The organism is Pseudomonas sp. 28 E 9 (genome assembly GCF_900004785.1).
In the GTDB taxonomy this organism is placed as follows: domain Bacteria; phylum Pseudomonadota; class Gammaproteobacteria; order Pseudomonadales; family Pseudomonadaceae; genus Aquipseudomonas; species Aquipseudomonas orientalis_A.
In genome coordinates this window covers 19,172-38,571 of record NZ_CVTK01000050.1, presented here as the reverse complement: position 1 = coordinate 38,571, position 19,400 = coordinate 19,172, and the positions used below count along the sequence as shown (strand labels likewise).

Sequence of the window (19,400 nt, the reverse complement as noted above, 5' to 3'; positions counted from 1 at the left end):
CTGGAAAGGCAAACCAATGCAGCGTCTGTATCGGAAACGCATCGTTCTCGGCGTCGGCGGCGGCATTGCCGCCTACAAGAGCGCGGAACTGGTTCGCAGGCTCCTGGACCAGGGCGCCGAAGTGCGCGTGGTCATGACCCGTGGTGGCAGTGAGTTCATCACCCCGCTGACCATGCAGGCCTTGTCCGGCCACCCGGTTCACCTGGACCTGCTGGACCCGGCGGCCGAAGCCGCCATGGGCCATATCGAACTGGCCAAATGGGCCGACCTGGTGCTCATCGCGCCGGCGACCGCCGACCTGATCGCACGCCTGGCCCAGGGCATCGCCGATGACTTGCTGACCACCCTGGTACTGGCCACCGACGCCACCGTCGCCATTGCCCCGGCGATGAACCAGGCCATGTGGCGCGACCCGGCCACCCAGGCCAACACCCAACTCCTGCAAAGCCGTGGCCTCAAGGTCTTCGGCCCGGCGTCCGGCAGCCAGGCCTGCGGCGACGTCGGCATGGGCCGCATGCTCGAAGCCACCGACCTGGCGCTGTGTGCCGCCGAATGTTTCCAGCACCTGGCCCTGACCGGCAAACACGTACTGATCACCGCGGGCCCGACCCAGGAAAACATCGACCCGGTGCGCTACATCACCAACCATAGCTCAGGAAAAATGGGCTTTGCCCTGGCTGAAGCTGCGGTTGAGGCAGGCGCACGTGTGACCCTGATCACCGGCCCGGTGCATTTACCGACGCCCGATCGTGTGACCCGAATCGACGTAGTCAGCGCCCGCGACATGCTGGCGGCCTGTGAAGCGGCCATTCCGTGCGACCTGTTCATCGCCTCGGCAGCGGTTGCAGACTACCGGCCGGAAGTCGTTGCACCGCAAAAGCTCAAGAAAGACCCTACAAGCGGCGATGGTCTGCTCCTGCAAATGGTGCGCAACCCAGACATTCTGGCCACCATCGCCACACGTGCGGACCGTCCGTTCAGCGTCGGCTTCGCCGCCGAGACCGAACATTTGCTGGACTACGCCGCGCGCAAATTGAAAGACAAAAACCTCGACCTGATCGTTGCCAATGATGTCGCCAACCCGAGCATCGGCTTCAACAGTGAGGAAAATGCCATCAGCGTGATCGACCGCGAGTTGCACGCCACCGTTTTCGCCCAGACCAGCAAGGGCAAGATTGCCCGCCAACTGATCTCTTTTATCGCCCAACGGCTGAACCAGGTTTAATGTCCATGCACGCTTTGCAAGCCAAGATCCTCGACCCACGCATCGGTAGCCAATTCCCCCTTCCGGCCTACGCCACCCCAGGCTCCGCCGGCCTGGACCTGCGCGCCATGCTCCAGCAGGACACGGTCCTGGAGCCGGGCCAGACGATCCTGATCCCCACCGGCCTGTCGATCTACGTCGGCGACCCGGGCCTGGCGGCCCTGATCCTGCCGCGCTCCGGCCTGGGCCACAAACACGGCATCGTGCTGGGCAATCTGGTGGGCCTGATCGACTCCGACTACCAGGGCGAATTGATGGTGTCGTGCTGGAACCGCGGCCAGACCGCGTTCAACATTGCGGTCGGCGAGCGTATCGCCCAACTGGTGCTGGTGCCGGTGGTCCAGGCGCAGTTCGAACTGGTGCAGGAATTCGACGAAACCCAGCGCGGCGCAGGTGGTTTTGGGCATTCCGGCAGTCACTGACTAAGCTGAACAGGGCCGGGCGCAATTGCCCGGCCAGACGCCACCGCCAGGTTTTTCAGGATGAAGAATGCGCAAAAATTATCAGCGGATTTTATTAAATAAAATCAATAGGTTACGCAGATATGAGCGCAGGACCGACGCGCCGATGGCATTTTTACACCACGAACTCTCTGCCGAAAACGTCGTCATACCCTTCAGTTTGAGCCTGCCGGCCAGCCACATCAGGCCAGCCTTGCCCCCTTTCAGATGGAGTTCCCCCCCGCGATGAGTACCGCAGCCCGCGTAGCCCCGAGCTTTCCCGACAGCATCTTCCGTGCCTATGACATTCGTGGCGTGGTGCCCAAGACCCTGACCGCCGAAACCGCCTACTGGATCGGCCGCGCCATCGGCTCACAGAGCCTGGCCCAGGGCGAGCCGAACGTGTCGGTCGGTCGTGACGGTCGCCTGTCCGGCCCGGAGCTTGTGGAGCAACTGATCCAGGGCCTGGCGGACAGCGGGTGCCATGTCAGCGACGTCGGCCTGGTGCCCACGCCTGCGCTGTATTACGCCGCCAATGTCCTGGCCGGCAAGTCAGGCGTCATGCTGACCGGCAGCCACAACCCGTCGGACTACAACGGCTTCAAAATCGTTATCGCCGGCGACACCCTCGCCAACGAACAGATCCAGGCCCTGCACACTCGCCTGAAAACCAACGACCTGAGCAGCGGCACCGGCAGCATCACCAAGGTCGACATCCTGCAGCGCTACTCCGACGAAATCACCCGCGACGTCAAACTCGCCCGCCGCCTCAAAGTGGTGGTGGATTGCGGCAACGGCGCGGCCGGCGTGATCGCTCCGCAATTGCTCGAAGCCCTCGATTGTGAAGTGATTCCCCTGTTCTGCGACGTCGACGGTAACTTCCCCAACCACCACCCGGACCCCGGCAAGCCGGAAAACCTGGTGGACCTGATCGCCAAGGTCAAGGAAGTGGGCGCCGACGTCGGCCTGGCCTTCGACGGCGACGGCGACCGCGTAGGCGTGGTGACCGAAACCGGCGAGATCGTGTACCCGGACCGCCTGCTGATGCTGTTCGCCCGTGACGTGGTGGCGCGCAACGCCAACGCCGAAATCATCTTCGACGTGAAGTGCACTCGTCGCCTCACGCCGCTGATCAAGGAATACGGCGGTCGCCCGCTGATGTGGAAGACCGGTCACTCGTTGATCAAAAAGAAAATGAAGGAAACCGGTGCCTTGCTGGCCGGTGAAATGAGCGGTCACGTATTCTTCAAGGAACGCTGGTTCGGTTTCGACGATGGCATTTACAGCGCTGCGCGCCTGCTGGAGATCCTCAGCAAGGAAAAATCCACCGCGCAAGCGCTGTTTCAGACCTTCCCGAATGATATTTCTACGCCAGAGATCAATATCCATGTGACCGAGGAGAGCAAATTCAGCATCATTGACGCATTGCACGACGCGCAATGGGGCGAAGCCGCCAACCTGACCACCATTGATGGTGTGCGAGTCGATTACGCCAAAGGCTGGGGCCTGGTTCGTGCGTCCAACACCACACCGGTGCTGGTGCTGCGTTTCGAGGCGGATACCGAGGCCGAGTTGCAGCGCATCAAGGACGTCTTTCACGTCCAGTTGAAACGTGTTGCCCCTGATCTCCAATTACCGTTCTGATTTTTCTACCGGAGCCCTGAATGACCCTCGAACGCGAAGCCGCTGCCAACACCGCCAAGGTCCTGTCCGAAGCGTTGCCTTACATTCGACGCTATGTCGGCAAGACGCTGGTGATCAAGTACGGCGGCAATGCCATGGAAAGCGACGAGCTGAAAACCGGCTTTGCCCGCGACATCGTGCTGATGAAAGCCGTGGGGATCAACCCGGTTGTCGTCCACGGCGGTGGGCCGCAAATCGGTGACCTGCTCAAGCGTTTGTCGATCGAGAGTCATTTCATCGATGGCATGCGCGTCACTGACGCGCAGACCATGGACGTGGTGGAGATGGTACTCGGTGGCCAGGTCAACAAGGACATCGTCAACCTGATCAACCGCCACGGCGGCAGCGCCATTGGCCTGACCGGCAAGGACGCGGAACTGATCCGCGCAAAAAAACTGACCGTGACGCGCCAGACGCCGGAAATGACCCAGCCGGAAATCATCGACATTGGCCAGGTGGGCGAAGTGATCGGCATCAACACCGATCTGCTCAACCTGCTGGTCAAGGGTGACTTCATCCCGGTGATCGCGCCTATCGGCGTGGGCGCCAACGGTGAGTCGTACAACATCAACGCCGACCTGGTGGCGGGCAAGGTGGCCGAGGCACTGAAGGCTGAAAAGCTGATGCTGCTGACCAACATCGCCGGCCTGATGGACAAGGAAGGCAAAGTGCTGACCGGCCTGACGACGCAACAAGTCGACGAACTGATCGCCGATGGCACCATCTACGGCGGCATGCTGCCGAAAATCCGCTGCGCGCTGGAAGCCGTGCAAGGCGGCGTCGGCAGCTCGCTGATTTTGGATGGCCGTGTACCGAACGCGATCCTGCTGGAAATCTTCACCGATACGGGTGTAGGTACGCTGATCAGCAATCGCAAGCGTCCTTAAACGTCAAACTCAAAAAGGCCCCGCTCAATCCGATTGAGCGGGGCCTTTTTTATAAAGCTTGAGAACACTGGAGATCAAATGTGGGAGGGGGCTTGCCCCCGATAGCGGTAGGACAGTGCTGGAGATGCCAACTGATACACCGCCATCGGGGGCAAGCCCCCTCCCACACAAACCCATTCCCACAGGAAGACTGGTGTCAGACGCCAAACTGCTCGCGATACGCACGCACCGCCGGCAGGTGCTGCTTGAGCTGCGGATCATCCTCCAGGAACTGCAACACCTGGTTCAACGACACAATGCTCACCACCGGAATGCCGAAGTCACGCTCCACTGCCTGGATCGCCGACAATGCGCCGTTGCCACGCTCCTGGCGGTTCAGCGCAATCAGCACGCCGGCGGCCCTGGCGCCGTCCTGGGAGGCGATGATCTGCATCACTTCACGGATCGCGGTGCCGGCGGTGATCACGTCATCGATGATCAGCACATCGCCGGTCAACGGGGCTCCGACCAGGCTGCCACCTTCACCATGGGCCTTGGCTTCCTTGCGGTTGAAGCACCACGGCAGGTCCTGGCCATGATGTTCCGCCAGGGCCACCGCCGTCGCCGCAGCCAGGGGAATGCCCTTGTAGGCCGGACCAAACAGCACGTCGAAGGAAATACCGCTTTCAACAATGGCGGCCGCGTAGAAACGCCCCAACTGAGCCAGGGCCGAGCCGGAGTTGAACAAGCCTGCGTTGAAGAAATACGGGCTGGTGCGCCCGGACTTGAGGGTGAACTCACCGAAGCGCAAAACCCCGCGATCGATGGCAAAACGAATGAAATCGCGTTGATACGCCTGCATGAAAAAAGCCTCAGATACCACGGATTTAGCTAATTAGGTGGACGGCGTGTATCATACACGCACGCGATTTTTGGGGCCATTTATGCGGATCATCAGTGTGAACGTTAATGGTATTCAGGCTGCAGTCGAGCGTGGTTTGCTCAGTTGGCTGCAAGCACAGAATGCCGACGTCATCTGCCTGCAGGACACACGCGCCTCCGCCTTTGAACTGGACGACCCAGCCTTCCAACTGGATGGCTACTTCCTTTATGCCTGCGATGCCGAAGTGCCCACCCAAGGTGGCGTGGCTTTGTACTCGCGGTTGCAACCCAAGGCGGTCATCAGCGGCCTCGGCTTCGAGACAGCCGACCGCTATGGGCGTTACCTGCAAGCCGATTTCGACAAGGTCAGCATCGCGACCTTGCTGCTTCCTTCGGGGCAGAACGGCGATGAAGACTTGAACCAGAAATTCAAGCTAATGGACGATTTCGCCCGTTATCTGGATAAACAGCGACGCAAACGTCGCGAGTACATTTATTGTGGCTCGCTGTACGTGGCGCAACAGAAGCTGGATATCAAGAACTGGCGCGACAGCCAGCAATCCCCGGGCTTCCTGGCGCCGGAACGGGCCTGGATGGACGAGATTGTCGGCAACATGGGCTATGTCGACGCCCTGCGCGAAGTCAGCCGTGAAGGCGACCAGTACAGCTGGTGGCCGGATAACGAACAGGCCGAAATGCTCAACCTGGGCTGGCGTTTCGACTACCAGTTGCTGACCCCGGGCCTGCGCCGGTTCGTGCGCAGTGCACGCCTGCCGCGCCAGCCGCGTTTCTCTCAGCACGCGCCGCTGATCGTGGACTACGACTGGACCTTGACCATCTGAGGTCTTTCTCCAGGTACAAAAAAACCGACAGTGATGTCGGTTTTTTTGTGGGCAATCCGCTTACTTGATCAGGCGCCAAGTCCACGGATAACGGTAGGCGATGCCCTTATTCGCCTTGATACCGGCAATGATCGTCAGTATCAATGCGCCAATCACCAGCACGGTCATCAACAAAAAGCCGATGACCACGAAACCCAGCAGCAGGCACACCAGCCAGGCGATCGCCACCGTGATCTGGAAGTTCAGGGCTTCCTTGCCCTGATCATCGATCAGCGGATCCACGTCCTTCTTGAACTGCCACAGGATCAACGGCCCCAACAAACTGCCGAAGGGGAATACCAACCCTGCAAACGCGGCGAAATGACACAACATCGCCAACTGGCGTACTTCCCTGGACGGTGCCGGAACCGGTAACTGGCTGTCATTCATCGCGCTTCTCCTGAGGACCGGCTTAGTCAGCCAGTGCGGCGTTCTGCAGTTCGAAAATTTCGGTCATGCCTTTCTGGGCCAGGGCCAGCATGGCGTTCAGCTCGGCCGGCTGGAATGGCGCGCCTTCGGCGGTGCCCTGCACTTCGATGAAACCACCGGTGCTGGTCATGACCACGTTCAGGTCGGTCTCGGCGGCCGAGTCTTCCAGGTAGTCCAGGTCCAGCACAGGCTCGCCCTGGTACATGCCGACCGAGACGGCGGCGATCATTTGCTTGAGCGGGTCACCGCCCTTGAGGCCACCGCGCTTCTTGATCACTTTCAGCGCGTCGACCAGAGCCACCATGGCGCCGGTAATCGACGCGGTACGGGTGCCGCCATCAGCCTGGATCACGTCACAGTCGACGTACAGGGTCACGTCGCCCAGCTTGGACATGTCCAGGGCCGCGCGCAGTGAACGGCCGATCAGGCGCTGGATTTCCAGGGTACGCCCGCCCTGCTTGCCACGGCTGGCTTCACGCTGATTACGCTCGCCCGTGGCGCGCGGCAGCATGCCGTACTCGGCGGTCAACCAACCCTGACCCTGGCCCTTGAGGAAACGCGGCACGCCGTTCTCGACGCTGACGGTGCAGATCACCTTGGTATCACCAAACTCGACCAGTACGGACCCCTCGGCGTGTTTGGTGTAGTTGCGGGTGATGCGGATCGAGCGGAGCTGATCGGCAGCGCGACCACTTGGACGTTTCATAGGGAATTCCTGTACTGAGGACGAAAAACTGCCGAGCATTATAGAGCCGCCAGCCGATTCGGGGCACTTCTAAAAATCCGGTTACGAATACGCATGTTTGGGCGCCTCCTGCGCACTGCGCTACAATCCTGCGCCTCTCGACTGTAGGAGCGAGCTTGCTCGCGAAAAACACTAACGATAATGGGGGCTCCCTGATTCAGCGCGGCGCCCTTGCGTTCTTCGCGAGCAAGCTCGCTCCTACAGGTCGGCCTGGCCAATCTCTATTTCTCCAACGCGAGGTACCTCCATGGTGCACAGCATGACCGCCTTTGCCCGTGTCGAAAAAGCCGGCGCCCAAGGCACCCTGAGCTGGGAATTGCGCTCGGTCAACAGTCGTTACCTGGAGCCGCATCTACGCCTGCCCGAGTCTTTCCGCGACCTCGAAGGCGCCGTACGTGAAGCGTTGCGCCAGGGCATTTCCCGCGGCAAGCTGGAATGCACCCTGCGCTTTACTGAAGAAACCACCGGCAAACCGCTGCAGGTCGACCGCGACCGCGCCGCGCAACTGGTCGCCGCCGCCGAAACCATTGCCGGCCTGATCAAGCAGCCCGCCGCGCTGAACCCCCTGGAAGTCCTGGCCTGGCCCGGCGTGCTGGTGGCCGACGCCGCCGACCCGCAAGCCTTGAACGCCCAAGCGCTGGCACTCTTCACCCAGGGCCTGGACGAACTCAAGGCCGGCCGTGAACGCGAAGGCGCCGAACTGGCCCGCCTGATCAACGAGCGCCTGACGTCGATCGAAGCGGACGTCGTCACCCTGCGCGAACTCGTACCGCAGATGCTCGCCACCCAGCGCCAGAAGGTCCTGGACCGCTTCGCCGACATGCAGGCCGACCTCGACCCCGTGCGCCTGGAGCAGGAGATGGTGCTGCTGGCCCAGAAGAGCGACGTCGCCGAAGAGCTCGATCGCCTGAGCACCCACATCCTCGAAGTGCGCCGCGTGCTCAAGTCCGGCGGTGCCGCCGGTCGGCGCCTGGACTTCCTGATGCAGGAACTCAACCGCGAAGCCAATACACTCGGCTCCAAGGCGTTCGATCCGCGCAGCACCACGGCGGCGGTCAACCTCAAGGTGTTGATCGAGCAGATGCGCGAACAAGTACAGAATATTGAGTAAGGCAACCTCCATGACCCACAGCACCGGCACCCTTTACATCATTTCCGCCCCCTCGGGCGCGGGCAAGAGCAGCCTGGTCAAGGCCCTGACCGACGCTGACGAGCAGATCCGCATCTCGGTTTCCCACACCACCCGCGCCATGCGCCCGGGTGAAGTGAACGGCGTGCACTATCACTTCGTCGAGCGTACCGAGTTCGTCAAGATGATCGAACACGGTGACTTCCTGGAGCGCGCCGAAGTGTTCGGCAACCTCTACGGCACCTCGCAAAGCCACCTGCAGCAGACGCTGGATGAAGGCCATGACCTGATTCTGGAAATCGACTGGCAGGGCGCCGAACAGGTACGCCAGCTGATGCCCAGGGCGCGCTCGATCTTCATCCTGCCGCCCTCGCTTGAAGCCTTGCACCAGCGCCTGACCAACCGCGGCCAGGACAGTGACGAGATCATCGAAGGTCGCATGCGTGAAGCCGTCAGCGAAATGAGCCACTACGTCGACTACGACTACCTGATCATCAATGACGATTTTGCCCACGCGCTGGACGATTTGAAGGCGATTTTCCGCGCCAATCAGCTGCAGCAAAAGCGCCAACAGCAGCGTTTCGGCAAATTACTCGCCGAACTGCTCGGCTGATTAGCCCTTCCCAAAACGGCTGCAAGGGCTTTACATTGGCACTTGTAGCGGTTTTGCGAGGGCCTGAGAAAAATCAGCGCTTCCCTAAACGCTGGTGATTTTTTAAACTGCTCAGTCCGCTCGCCCAACCGGGCAGCGCGCATCTTGCATTCGCTCCGAGGAATACCATGGCCCGCGTAACCGTTGAAGACTGCCTAGAACACGTGGATAACCGCTTTGAGCTGGTCATGCTCTCTACCAAGCGTGCCCGTCAACTGGCCACTGGCGGCAAAGAGCCCCTGGTCCAGTGGGAAAACGACAAGCCTACCGTTGTGGCCCTGCGCGAAATCGCTGAAGGCCTGATGAGCTACGAGTTCATCGCCAACGCTGAAATCGTTGAAGACGAACCGCTGTTTGCAGCGTTCGAGGACGAGTCCAACGAGGCCGTCTAAGCCTATGCCTGGTCGACGTAGCACGGCGCGGGGTCACAGCCTTCGGCAGGAGTTCACACTTTGCCGAGCATAGACGCCCTCGCCGATCGCTTATCGGCCTACCTCGGCCCCGACCAGGTCAACCTGGTCCGCCGAGCGTATTTCTACGCCGAACAAGCCCACGACGGCCAACGCCGTCGTAGCGGCGAGGCGTATGTCACCCATCCTCTTGCGGTGGCAAACATTCTTGCCGACATGCACATGGACCATCAGAGCCTGATGGCCGCGATGCTGCATGACGTGATCGAAGACACCGGCATCGCCAAGGAAGCGCTCAGCGCGCAATTTGGCGAAACCGTGGCCGAACTGGTCGACGGGGTCAGCAAACTGACCCAGATGAATTTCGAGACCAAGGCCGAAGCCCAGGCGGAAAACTTTCAGAAGATGGCCATGGCCATGGCCCGCGATATCCGCGTAATCCTGGTCAAGCTGGCCGACCGGCTGCACAACATGCGCACGCTGGAAGTGCTCTCCGGCGAAAAACGCCGGCGCATCGCCAAGGAAACCCTGGAAATCTACGCACCCATCGCCAACCGGCTGGGCATGCATGCCATTCGTATCGAGTTCGAAGACCTCGGCTTCAAGGCCATGCACCCCATGCGCTCGGCGCGCATCTACCAGGCGGTCAAGCGCGCCCGGGGCAACCGCAAGGAAATCGTCAACAAGATCGAAGAGTCCCTGAGCCATTGCCTGGCGATCGACGAGATCGAAGGCGAAGTCAGCGGACGGCAGAAACACATCTACGGCATCTACAAGAAGATGCGCGGCAAGCGCCGGGCCTTCAACGAGATCATGGACGTGTATGCGTTCCGGATCATCGTCGACAAGGTCGATACCTGCTACCGCGTGCTGGGCGCTGTACATAATTTGTACAAACCCCTGCCCGGCCGCTTCAAGGATTACATTGCGATCCCCAAGGCCAACGGCTACCAGTCGCTGCACACCACGCTGTTCGGCATGCACGGCGTACCGATCGAGATCCAGATCCGTACCCGCGAAATGGAAGAGATGGCCAACAACGGCATCGCCGCCCATTGGCTGTACAAGTCCAGCGGCGATGAGCAGCCAAAGGGCACCCACGCCCGCGCCCGCCAGTGGGTCAAGGGCGTGCTGGAAATGCAGCAACGTGCCGGCAACTCCCTGGAATTCATCGAAAGCGTGAAGATCGACCTGTTCCCGGACGAGGTCTACGTGTTCACGCCCAAAGGCCGCATCATGGAGCTGCCCAAAGGCTCCACAGCGGTCGACTTTGCCTATGCCGTGCACACCGACGTGGGCAACAGCTGCATTGCCTGCCGGATCAATCGTCGCCTCGCGCCGCTGTCCGAACCGCTGCAGAGCGGTTCGACGGTCGAGATCGTCAGTGCACCCGGCGCGCGCCCGAACCCGGCCTGGCTCAACTTCGTGGTCACCGGCAAGGCGCGCACGCACATTCGCCACGCCTTGAAACTGCAGCGCCGTTCCGAGTCCATCAGCCTGGGCGAACGCCTGCTGAACAAGGTGCTCAACGGTTTCGACAGCGCCCTGGACAAGATTCCGCAGGAGCGCGTGCAAGCGATGCTCCACGAGTACCGCCAGGAAACCATCGAAGACCTGCTGGAAGATATCGGCCTGGGCAACCGCATGGCCTACGTGGTTGCGCGCCGCCTGCTCGGCGAAGGCGAACAGTTGCCAAGCCCGGAAGGCCCGCTGGCAATTCGCGGCACCGAGGGCCTGGTGCTCAGCTACGCCAAATGCTGCACACCGATCCCGGGCGATCCGATTGTCGGCCACTTGTCGGCGGGCAAAGGCATGGTGGTGCACCTGGACAACTGCCGCAACATCACCGAAATCCGCCACAACCCGGAAAAATGCATCCAGCTTTCGTGGGCCAAGGATGTCACCGGCGAATTCAATGTCGAGCTGCGCGTGGAGCTGGAGCACCAGCGCGGCTTGATCGCCCTGCTGGCCAGCAGCGTCAACGCGGCCGACGGCAATATCGAGAAAATCAGCATGGACGAACGCGATGGGCGCATCAGCGTGGTCCAGCTGGTGGTCAGCGTGCACGACCGCGTGCACCTGGCCCGCGTGATCAAGAAGCTGCGCGCGCTGACCGGGGTGATTCGCATCACCCGCATGCGTGCATAACCCTGCCAACAAGCCATCGCCCATTACAAGGAGTCATTCATGACCAAGACAGTAATCACCAGCGACAAAGCCCCGGCCGCCATCGGTACTTATTCCCAGGCGATCAAGGCGGGCAACACCGTCTACATGTCCGGCCAGATCCCGCTGGACCCAAAGACCATGGAACTGGTGGAAGGCTTCGAAGCACAGACCGTACAGGTCTTCGAAAACCTCAAGTCCGTAGCTGAAGCGGCCGGCGGCTCGTTCAAGGACATCGTCAAGCTGAACATCTTCCTGACCGACCTGAGCCACTTCGCCAAGGTCAACGAGATCATGGGCAAGTACTTCGAACAGCCGTACCCGGCCCGCGCCGCCATCGGTGTTGCTGCCTTGCCAAAGGGCGCGCAGGTTGAAATGGACGCGATTCTGGTCATCGAGTAAAAACACCCGGCGCAGCTTCAATAGCTGCGCCGACTTTGTTTCAGAAGGATTTAGTCATGCGCAAAGCGCTTGTAGCCTCTTCGTTGCTCGCCCTGCTGCTCGGCGGCTGTGCCAGCAACCCTGCCAATCTGGATGTCAGCGGGACCTGGGTCAACCAGGCCGCCATCGATGCGGCAGCCAAGGGCGGCCCTTTGCGCGAAGCCTTGCAGACCTTTGGCCCGAACCTGGAATGGGAGGTCAACACCAAGGCCTTGCAGGCACGCTACTACAACGGTTTTGAAGTAGCGGAAGGCAAGTTGCTGACTGACAAGCCCGGCGCCTGGAGCGTGGACTTCTACGGCAGCTCGGCCACCGAGCTCAAGCGCAGAGGCAAAAAGCTGCTGCAAGTGGCCAACGACAATGAGCCCGAGCAACTGTTCATGCGCCCCAAGGATCCGGCTCCGGACGGCGCGCCACTGGGTGCCAACTTCGAGCGGGCGCTGTATGCGGCCTACATGGGCGGGGACTGGAAGATCACCGACGGTGTCGGCAATGGCGCCACCGTACAGTTCCAGGCTGATGGCAAGATTGTCGGCCTGCCTGGAGTGGACCGCTATTCCCTGTGCCTGGCAGGCGATTGCGCCTCGATGAGCGGCGGTTATGACAGCATCTGGCTGCAACTGAACGGCGTGGGCAATCCGTGGATCTTTGCGCGCAAGGGCAAGCAACTGGAGATTTTCCAGGCGATCAACACGGCGCAAGCGGATGAAGTGCCGCAGTTCACGCCTGGCCCTCGCCAATGGTTGCTTGAAAAGTAATAACCGACCAGATACGCAGCTAAATGTGGGAGGGGGCTTGCCCTAATGCCGGTCTGTAGGAGCGAGGGGGGCGCCTAGCTCTTGCTCGCGAAAAACGTCAACGATAACGCGTGCTTTCTGAATGAACGCGGTGCCTGTGAGTTTTTCGCGAGCAAGCTCGCTCCTACAGATGGCGGTGTACGCTTAACTCTTTAATCGTATTCAGCCTTTTAAAATAGCGGCATACCCTTCCCGGTAAGTCGGATAGGTCGGTGCCCAACCCAGCGCCTTGGCCCGCGCATTACTGCATTGCTTGCTGCCCGCGCGCCGCACACTGGCGTCCTCGGACCACTCTGTCACGCCCAGATACTCACGCAACCAGCCCACCACTTCGGCCAAGGGTGCGGGCGCGTCGTCGACGCCGATATAGACCTTGTCCAGCGAACCGCCCTGCTCCACATGACGCAGCAAAAACGCCAGCAAACCCGCCGCGTCATCCGCGTGAATCCGGTTGCCATATAAAGGCGGGTCGATCGCCACGCGGTAGCCCTGGCGAACCTGGGTCAATAGCCACTCACGGCCCGGACCGTAAATGCCGGTCAATCGCACCACGCTTGCCGGGATGCCGCTGTTGAGCGCCACCTGCTCGGCTTCGAGCATGACCTGGCCGGAATAACCTTTGGCCCGGGTTTCAGAGGTTTCGTCGACCCACTCGCCATTCTGCTGCCCGTACACGCTGCTGCTGGACACGAACAGCAGATGCCTGGGCGCCTGGCCGTAATCCTGCAACCACTCCAGCACATGCTTCAAACCCTGCACATACGCTGCGCGATAGCCGGCCTCGTCGTGGTCAGTGGCTGCGGCGCAGTACACCAGGTAATCCACCCCGTCGATCGGCCAGGTCTCAGGGCAGTCTTTATTGAACAGGTCGCCGGCAATGCCGATAACGCCCTCGGGAAGGCGTGAAATATCGCGGCGCAGGCCATGAACCTCCCATCCTCCGGCCAGCAATTGGCTAGCCAGCCGACTACCCACATCACCGCAACCGGCAATCACAACAGAAGGCGCAGACATCATAAAACTCCATTCTCAAAGGCTCAGATTAGCCGCGCGAGAGGATCAACGGCCAGTAAAAAGCGAAATAAAGTAACAGTGCCACTTTAGTTAACAAGAATTACTTGCAATAATAACCACCCATTTGTCCTCGGCCCACAGGGGTCTGGCAGGACGATCAACCCTTTATTTTCACTCAGGTCCGGCCAGCATGACACGTAATACAAACCCCGCTTCGCCAACCAAGCCTCACAGCCCATCCCGCGCCTGGCGTGCGATTGCTGCGATGCTGTTCAGCATACTGCTGGCGCCGACCGCCGCTTTCGCTGATGCCACCGCACCTGCCGCTCCAGCCGCTGCCGAGCAGAACGCCGCCACTCCGGCTGCTCCAGCCGCCGCGCCAACCGCCGACCAGGCCCCGGCTGCAGCACCTGCCGACGAAACCGGCGTAGTGCTGGAAGAAGACAACACCCTGGGCATGGCACACGACCTGTCCCCGTGGGGCATGTACCAGAACGCCGACCGGGTGGTGAAAGCCGTGATGATCGGCCTGGCCATCGCCTCCATCATTACCTGGACCATCTGGATCGCCAAAGGCTTCGAGCTGCTGGGCGCCAAGCGTCGTCTGCGCACTGAAATCGTCCACCTGAAAAAAGCCACCACCCTCAAGGAAGCGAGTGAAACCGCGACCAAGAAGGGCACCCTGGCCAATACCCTGGTGCACGACGCGCTGGAAGAAATGCGCCTGTCGGCCAACACCCGCGAAAAAGAAGGCATCAAGGAGCGTGTCAGCTTCCGCCTTGAGCGCCTGGTTGCCGCCTGCGGCCGTAACATGAGCAGTGGCACCGGCGTGCTGGCCACCATCGGTTCCACCGCGCCCTTCGTCGGCCTGTTCGGTACCGTGTGGGGCATCATGAACAGCTTTATCGGCATCGCCAAGACCCAGACCACCAACCTCGCCGTGGTCGCCCCCGGCATCGCCGAAGCCCTGCTGGCGACCGCCCTGGGCCTGGTTGCCGCGATTCCTGCGGTGGTGATCTACAACGTCTTCGCCCGTTCGATTGCCGGCTACAAGGCCCAGGTGTCGGATGCCTCGGCAGAAGTCCTGCTGCTGGTCAGCCGCGACCTCGATCACCTGCCTACCGAGCGCAGCTCGCAACCGCACATGGTGAAAGTGGGGTAATCGGCCATGGGCCTGCATTTGAATCAAGGCGACGACGAGCTCGTCGAGAACCACGAAATCAACGTCACACCGTTTATCGATGTGATGCTGGTGCTGCTGATCATCTTCATGGTGGCCGCACCGTTGGCCACCGTGGATATCAAGGTTGACCTTCCCGCCTCCAGCGCCAAGCCGGCGCCACGGCCGGAGAAGCCGATTTTCCTCAGCGTGAAAGCGGACCAACGTCTGTTCCTGGGTGAAGAAGAAGTCAAGGCTGAAACCCTGGGGCCGGTGCTCGACGCCAAGACCCAGGGCAAGAAAGACACGACGATCTTCTTCCAGGCCGACAAGGGCGTGGACTACGGCGACCTGATGAGCGTGATGGATGCCCTGCGGGCAGCCGGCTACCTCAAGGTAGGCCTGGTCGGACTTGAGACGGCAGCCAAGAAATGATCACGACGCGCCACAAACTGACGCGTTATGGCACCAGCCTCGCAGTCGTGCTGGGCGTGCATGCCGTCGCGATCATCATCGCGCTCCAATGGTCCGCGCCCCAGGCGATCCAGTTGCCGCCGGCCGCGATGGTCATCGACCTGGCACCCTTGCCGGCGCCACCGCCGCCTCCGGCACCGCCCAAGGTCGTTGCACCACCGCCACCACCGGTCGAGGAGCTGCCTCTGCCGAAACTGGCCGAGGCGCCCAAGCCAACGATCCAGGTGCCCAAGCCGGTCAAGCCCAAGCCCAAGCCTCAACCGCCCAAGCCGGTGGAGAAGAAGCCCGAGCCGCCCAAGGAAAAACCTTCCGAGGAACCACCGAGCGAGACCCCGCCGAGCAACGCACCTGCGCAAAAATCAGCGCAGCCCGCTCCCGGCCCATCGGCACAACAGATGGCCGCCCAGGCATCCTGGCAAAGTACCCTGCTGGCACACCTGCAGAAGTACAAGAAGTACCCGCCGGGCGCGCAACAGCGTGGCAAGGAAGGCATGAACCGCCTGCGCTTCGTGGTTGATGGCGAAGGCAATGTGCTGTCCTATGAGTTGGAAGGCCGCTCCGGCAACGCCGACCTGGACCGCGCGACGCTGGACATGATCCGCAAGGCTCAACCCCTGCCCAAACCGCCAGCCGACCTGTTGAAAAACGGCAGTGTGGAACTCGTCGCACCGTTCGTTTACAACATCGACAAGCGGCGCCGCTAGCCGGGCAATGTGGGAGGGGCCGGTTCCCTCCCACATTCGCTTGCTCGCTTCAGCAAAATTCCCGCCACTCCACGCTCAATCCCCAGCAAAGTTCTGATAACGTGCGTCTATCGATTGCAGCCGGTATGCTTGGCCCGCAACTTCATGGACGCCCGCTATGACTCTTACAGAATTACGCTACATCGTGACCCTCGCCCAGGAACAGCATTTCGGCCACGCGGCCGAGCGCTGCCACGTCAGCCAGCCGACGCTGTCGGTGGGCGTGAAAAAGCTTGAAGACGAACTCGGTGTACTGATTTTCGAGCGCAGCAAGAGCGCCGTGCGCCTCACCCCCGTGGGCGAAGGCATCGTTGCCCAGGCCCAGAAGGTGCTGGAACAGGCGCAAAGCATTCGCGAACTGGCCCAGGCCGGCAAGAACCAGCTGACCGCACCGCTCAAGGTCGGCGCCATCTACACCGTCGGCCCCTACCTGTTCCCGCACCTGATCCCGCAACTGCACCGCGTCGCGCCGCAGATGCCGCTGTATATCGAAGAAAACTTCACCCACGTCCTGCGCGACAAACTGCGCAACGGCGAGCTGGACGCGATCATCATCGCCCTGCCGTTCAATGAGGCGGATGTACTGACGCTGCCGCTCTACGATGAGCCGTTCTATGTGCTGATGCCGGCCTCCCACCCGTGGACCAAAAAGGACAGCATCGACGCCGGCCTGCTCAACGACAAGAGCCTGCTGCTGCTCGGTGAAGGCCACTGCTTCCGCGACCAGGTCCTGGAAGCCTGCCCGACCCTGACCAAGGGCAACGACGGCGCCAAGCACACCACGGTGGAATCCAGCTCCCTGGAAACCATTCGCCATATGGTCGCTTCCGGCCTGGGCATTTCGATCCTGCCGTTGTCGGCGGTAGACAGCCATCACTACGCCCCCGGCGTGATCGAAGTGCGCCCACTCACGCCACCGGTGCCCTTCCGCACCGTGGCCATCGCTTGGCGCGCCAGCTTCCCGCGCCCCAAGGCGATTGAGATCCTCGCCGACTCGATCCGCCTGTGCTCGGTGGCCAAACCGCCTGCTGCGAGCTAAGTAACGGTATGACAGAGCTGTCGCAGGTGCCGGTGACGGCACTCAAGGGTGTCGGTGAAGCCATGGCCGAGAAACTGGCCAAGGTCGGCCTGGAAAACCTTCAGGACGTGCTGTTTCACCTGCCGCTGCGCTACCAGGATCGCACCCGGGTCGTGCCCATCGGCCATTTGCGTCCCGGCCAGGACGCAGTGATCGAAGGCACTGTCAGCGGCGCCGACGTGGTCATGGGCAAGCGCCGCAGCCTGGTGGTGCGCCTGCAGGACGGTACCGGCGGCCTGAGCCTGCGCTTCTATCATTTCAGCAATGCGCAGAAAGAAGGCCTCAAGCGCGGCACCCGCGTGCGCTGCTACGGCGAAGCGCGTCCGGGGGCCTCCGGCCTGGAGATCTACCACCCGGAGTACCGCGCCATAACCGGCGACGAACCGCCGCCGGTGGACACCACCCTCACGCCTATCTACCCGCTGACCGAAGGCCTCACCCAGCAACGCCTGCGCCAGTTGTGCATGCAGACCCTGACGATGCTCGGCCCGCAAAGCCTGCCCGACTGGCTGCCGCTGGAACTGGCGCGCGACTATCAACTGGCACCGCTGGCCGATGCGATTCGCTACCTGCACCACCCGCCGGCCGACGCCGATGTCGACGAGCTCGCCCTCGGCCATCACTGGGCGCAACATCGCCTGGCCTTCGAAGAATTGCTGACCCATCAACTGTCCCAGCAGCGCCTGCGCGAAAGCATGCGCTCGCTGCGCGCTCCGGCGATGCCCAAGGCCACGCGCCTGCCCGCGCAATACCTGGCCAACCTGGGCTTTGCCCCCACCGGCGCCCAGCAACGCGTCGGCAACGAAATTGCCTACGACCTCAGCCAGCATGAACCGATGCTGCGCCTGATCCAGGGCGATGTGGGCGCGGGCAAGACCGTGGTCGCTGCCCTCGCCGCCTTGCAGGCCCTGGAAGCCGGTTACCAGGTCGCGCTGATGGCACCCACGGAAATTCTCGCTGAACAACACTTCATCACCTTCAAACGCTGGCTCGAGCCGCTGGGGTTGGAAGTCGCGTGGCTGGCCGGCAAGCTCAAGGGCAAGAACCGCGCGGCCTCCCTCGAGCAAATCGCCGCCGGCGCGCCCATGGTGGTGGGCACCCATGCACTGTTCCAGGACGAAGTGCAGTTCAAGAACCTGGCGCTGGTGATCATCGACGAACAGCACCGCTTCGGCGTGCAACAGCGCCTGGCCCTGCGCCAGAAAGGCGTCGGCGGGCGCATGAACCCGCACCAGTTGATCATGACCGCCACGCCGATCCCACGCACGCTGGCCATGAGCGCCTACGCCGACCTCGACACCTCGATCCTCGACGAACTGCCGCCCGGCCGCACGCCGGTCAACACCGTGCTGGTCACCGACACGCGCCGCGTCGAAGTGATCGAGCGGGTGCGCGGCGCCTGCGCCGAAGGCCGCCAGGCGTACTGGGTGTGTACGTTGATCGAAGAGTCCGAAGAGCTGACCTGCCAGGCCGCCGAAACCACTTATGAAGACCTCACCAGCGCCCTGGGCGAACTCAAGGTGGGGTTGATCCATGGCCGGATGAAACCGGCCGAAAAAGCTGCGGTGATGGCCGAGTTCAAGGCCGGCAACCTGCAATTGCTGGTGGCCACCACTGTGATCGAAGTGGGTGTGGACGTGCCCAACGCCAGCCTGATGATCATCGAAAACCCCGAGCGCCTGGGTCTGGCGCAACTGCACCAACTGCGCGGCCGCGTCGGTCGGGGCAGCGCCGCCAGCCATTGCGTGCTGCTGTATCACCCGCCGCTGTCGCAGATCGGCCGCCAACGGCTGGGCATCATGCGCGAAACCAACGACGGTTTTGTCATTGCCGAAAAAGACCTCGAGTTGCGCGGTCCTGGTGAAATGCTCGGCACCCGCCAGACCGGCCTGCTGCAATTCAAGGTCGCCGACCTGATGCGCGACGCCGACCTGCTGCCCGCCGTGCGCGATGCGGCGCAAGCCCTGCTGGAGCGCTGGCCGGAACATGTCAGCCCGCTGCTCAACCGCTGGCTGCGGCACGGGCAGCAATACGGCCAGGTCTGACGCGCCTCCCCTTGTAGGAGCGAGCTTGCTCGCGAAAATCGTTAACGATAACGCTGGCATTCTGGATGACCGCGTCGTCAGGGCGGTTTTCGCGAGCAAGCT

At 61.8% G+C, this 19,400-nt stretch carries 19 protein-coding genes and 1 pseudogene; 16 read left to right on the top strand and 4 right to left on the bottom strand.

Annotated features, from left to right (window positions below):
• Positions 1-16 precede the first annotated feature (16 nt).
• The 4 genes and pseudogenes from coaBC (at position 17) to argB (ending at position 4,274) form a co-directional block, all read left to right on the top strand.
• Positions 17-1,225, top strand: coding sequence for a bifunctional phosphopantothenoylcysteine decarboxylase/phosphopantothenate--cysteine ligase CoaBC (coaBC, locus tag BFQ00_RS16375; RefSeq protein WP_010207499.1), 1,209 nt, complete (start codon positions 17-19; stop codon positions 1,223-1,225).
• Between the two features lie 5 nt (positions 1,226-1,230).
• Positions 1,231-1,686: a dUTP diphosphatase gene (gene dut, locus BFQ00_RS16370; RefSeq protein ID WP_065887079.1), complete on the top strand. Its 456-nt coding sequence runs from the start codon at positions 1,231-1,233 to the stop codon at positions 1,684-1,686.
• A gap of 246 nt (positions 1,687-1,932) precedes the next feature.
• Positions 1,933-3,348 (top strand): annotated as a pseudogene (locus BFQ00_RS16365) (phosphomannomutase/phosphoglucomutase); the annotation flags it as partial.
• A 20-nt stretch (positions 3,349-3,368) separates the two neighbouring features.
• Positions 3,369-4,274 (top strand): acetylglutamate kinase, encoded by a 906-nt coding sequence (gene argB, locus BFQ00_RS16360; protein WP_015886532.1) that lies wholly within the window; start codon positions 3,369-3,371, stop codon positions 4,272-4,274.
• A 196-nt stretch (positions 4,275-4,470) separates the two neighbouring features.
• Here the strand turns inward: argB and pyrE are convergent, their stop codons facing one another.
• Positions 4,471-5,115 (bottom strand): orotate phosphoribosyltransferase, encoded by a 645-nt coding sequence (gene pyrE, locus BFQ00_RS16355; protein ID WP_065934123.1) that lies wholly within the window; start codon positions 5,113-5,115, stop codon positions 4,471-4,473.
• An 82-nt stretch (positions 5,116-5,197) separates the two neighbouring features.
• On the opposite strand from pyrE, the gene BFQ00_RS16350 reads away from it, so the two are divergent.
• On the top strand, positions 5,198-5,977 hold the full coding sequence (locus BFQ00_RS16350) for an exodeoxyribonuclease III (RefSeq protein ID WP_003195493.1): 780 nt from the start codon (positions 5,198-5,200) through the stop codon (positions 5,975-5,977).
• A gap of 60 nt (positions 5,978-6,037) precedes the next feature.
• Here the strand turns inward: BFQ00_RS16350 and BFQ00_RS16345 are convergent, their stop codons facing one another.
• Together BFQ00_RS16345 and rph are read right to left on the bottom strand one after the other, a co-directional pair.
• On the bottom strand, positions 6,038-6,406 hold the full coding sequence (locus BFQ00_RS16345) for a DUF4870 domain-containing protein (protein WP_057723312.1): 369 nt from the start codon (positions 6,404-6,406) through the stop codon (positions 6,038-6,040).
• Positions 6,407-6,428: 22 nt separating this feature from the next.
• Positions 6,429-7,151, bottom strand: a complete 723-nt coding sequence (rph, locus tag BFQ00_RS16340) for a ribonuclease PH (protein WP_016975928.1) — start codon at positions 7,149-7,151, stop codon at positions 6,429-6,431.
• Positions 7,152-7,437: 286 nt separating this feature from the next.
• On the opposite strand from rph, the gene BFQ00_RS16335 reads away from it, so the two are divergent.
• From BFQ00_RS16335 to BFQ00_RS16310, 6 genes are all read left to right on the top strand, one after another.
• A complete protein-coding gene (locus BFQ00_RS16335; RefSeq protein ID WP_065886942.1) occupies positions 7,438-8,301 on the top strand; it encodes a YicC/YloC family endoribonuclease in 864 nt (287 codons plus the stop codon).
• A 10-nt stretch (positions 8,302-8,311) separates the two neighbouring features.
• Positions 8,312-8,932 carry a guanylate kinase gene (gene gmk / locus BFQ00_RS16330; RefSeq protein WP_065886941.1) on the top strand — a complete coding sequence of 207 codons (621 nt, stop codon included), beginning with the start codon at positions 8,312-8,314 and terminating at the stop codon, positions 8,930-8,932.
• 167 nt (positions 8,933-9,099) lie between these two features.
• On the top strand, positions 9,100-9,363 hold the full coding sequence (gene rpoZ, locus BFQ00_RS16325) for a DNA-directed RNA polymerase subunit omega (protein ID WP_003176920.1): 264 nt from the start codon (positions 9,100-9,102) through the stop codon (positions 9,361-9,363).
• A gap of 60 nt (positions 9,364-9,423) precedes the next feature.
• Positions 9,424-11,529, top strand: coding sequence for a bifunctional GTP diphosphokinase/guanosine-3',5'-bis pyrophosphate 3'-pyrophosphohydrolase (spoT, locus tag BFQ00_RS16320; protein ID WP_058424246.1), 2,106 nt, complete (start codon positions 9,424-9,426; stop codon positions 11,527-11,529).
• Positions 11,530-11,568: 39 nt separating this feature from the next.
• Positions 11,569-11,949, top strand: coding sequence for a RidA family protein (locus BFQ00_RS16315; RefSeq protein WP_003176922.1), 381 nt, complete (start codon positions 11,569-11,571; stop codon positions 11,947-11,949).
• A gap of 56 nt (positions 11,950-12,005) precedes the next feature.
• The gene (locus BFQ00_RS16310; RefSeq protein WP_065886940.1) at positions 12,006-12,746 is read left to right on the top strand and encodes a hypothetical protein; all 741 of its coding nucleotides are present in this window, start codon (positions 12,006-12,008) and stop codon (positions 12,744-12,746) included.
• Between the two features lie 201 nt (positions 12,747-12,947).
• Here BFQ00_RS16310 and BFQ00_RS16305 read toward each other — a convergent pair whose 3' ends face one another.
• Positions 12,948-13,799 carry an SDR family oxidoreductase gene (locus BFQ00_RS16305; protein WP_065934122.1) on the bottom strand — a complete coding sequence of 284 codons (852 nt, stop codon included), beginning with the start codon at positions 13,797-13,799 and terminating at the stop codon, positions 12,948-12,950.
• A 190-nt stretch (positions 13,800-13,989) separates the two neighbouring features.
• Here BFQ00_RS16305 and exbB point away from each other — a divergent pair, with 190 nt between their 5' ends.
• From exbB to recG, 5 genes are all read left to right on the top strand, one after another.
• Entirely contained in the window at positions 13,990-14,961 is a 972-nt protein-coding gene (exbB, locus tag BFQ00_RS16300) for a tonB-system energizer ExbB (protein ID WP_065893977.1), read from the top strand.
• Between the two features lie 6 nt (positions 14,962-14,967).
• Positions 14,968-15,393, top strand: coding sequence for a TonB system transport protein ExbD (exbD, locus tag BFQ00_RS16295; RefSeq protein ID WP_003195519.1), 426 nt, complete (start codon positions 14,968-14,970; stop codon positions 15,391-15,393).
• A complete protein-coding gene (locus tag BFQ00_RS16290) occupies positions 15,390-16,136 on the top strand; it encodes an energy transducer TonB family protein (protein WP_065886937.1) in 747 nt (248 codons plus the stop codon). The genes exbD and BFQ00_RS16290 overlap by 4 nt, the downstream gene beginning before the upstream one ends.
• Before the next feature lie 157 nt (positions 16,137-16,293).
• A complete protein-coding gene (locus BFQ00_RS16285; RefSeq protein ID WP_057723306.1) occupies positions 16,294-17,214 on the top strand; it encodes a hydrogen peroxide-inducible genes activator in 921 nt (306 codons plus the stop codon).
• Positions 17,215-17,222: 8 nt separating this feature from the next.
• Positions 17,223-19,298: an ATP-dependent DNA helicase RecG gene (recG, locus tag BFQ00_RS16280; RefSeq protein WP_065934121.1), complete on the top strand. Its 2,076-nt coding sequence runs from the start codon at positions 17,223-17,225 to the stop codon at positions 19,296-19,298.
• The last annotated feature ends 102 nt before the right edge of the window (positions 19,299-19,400 follow it).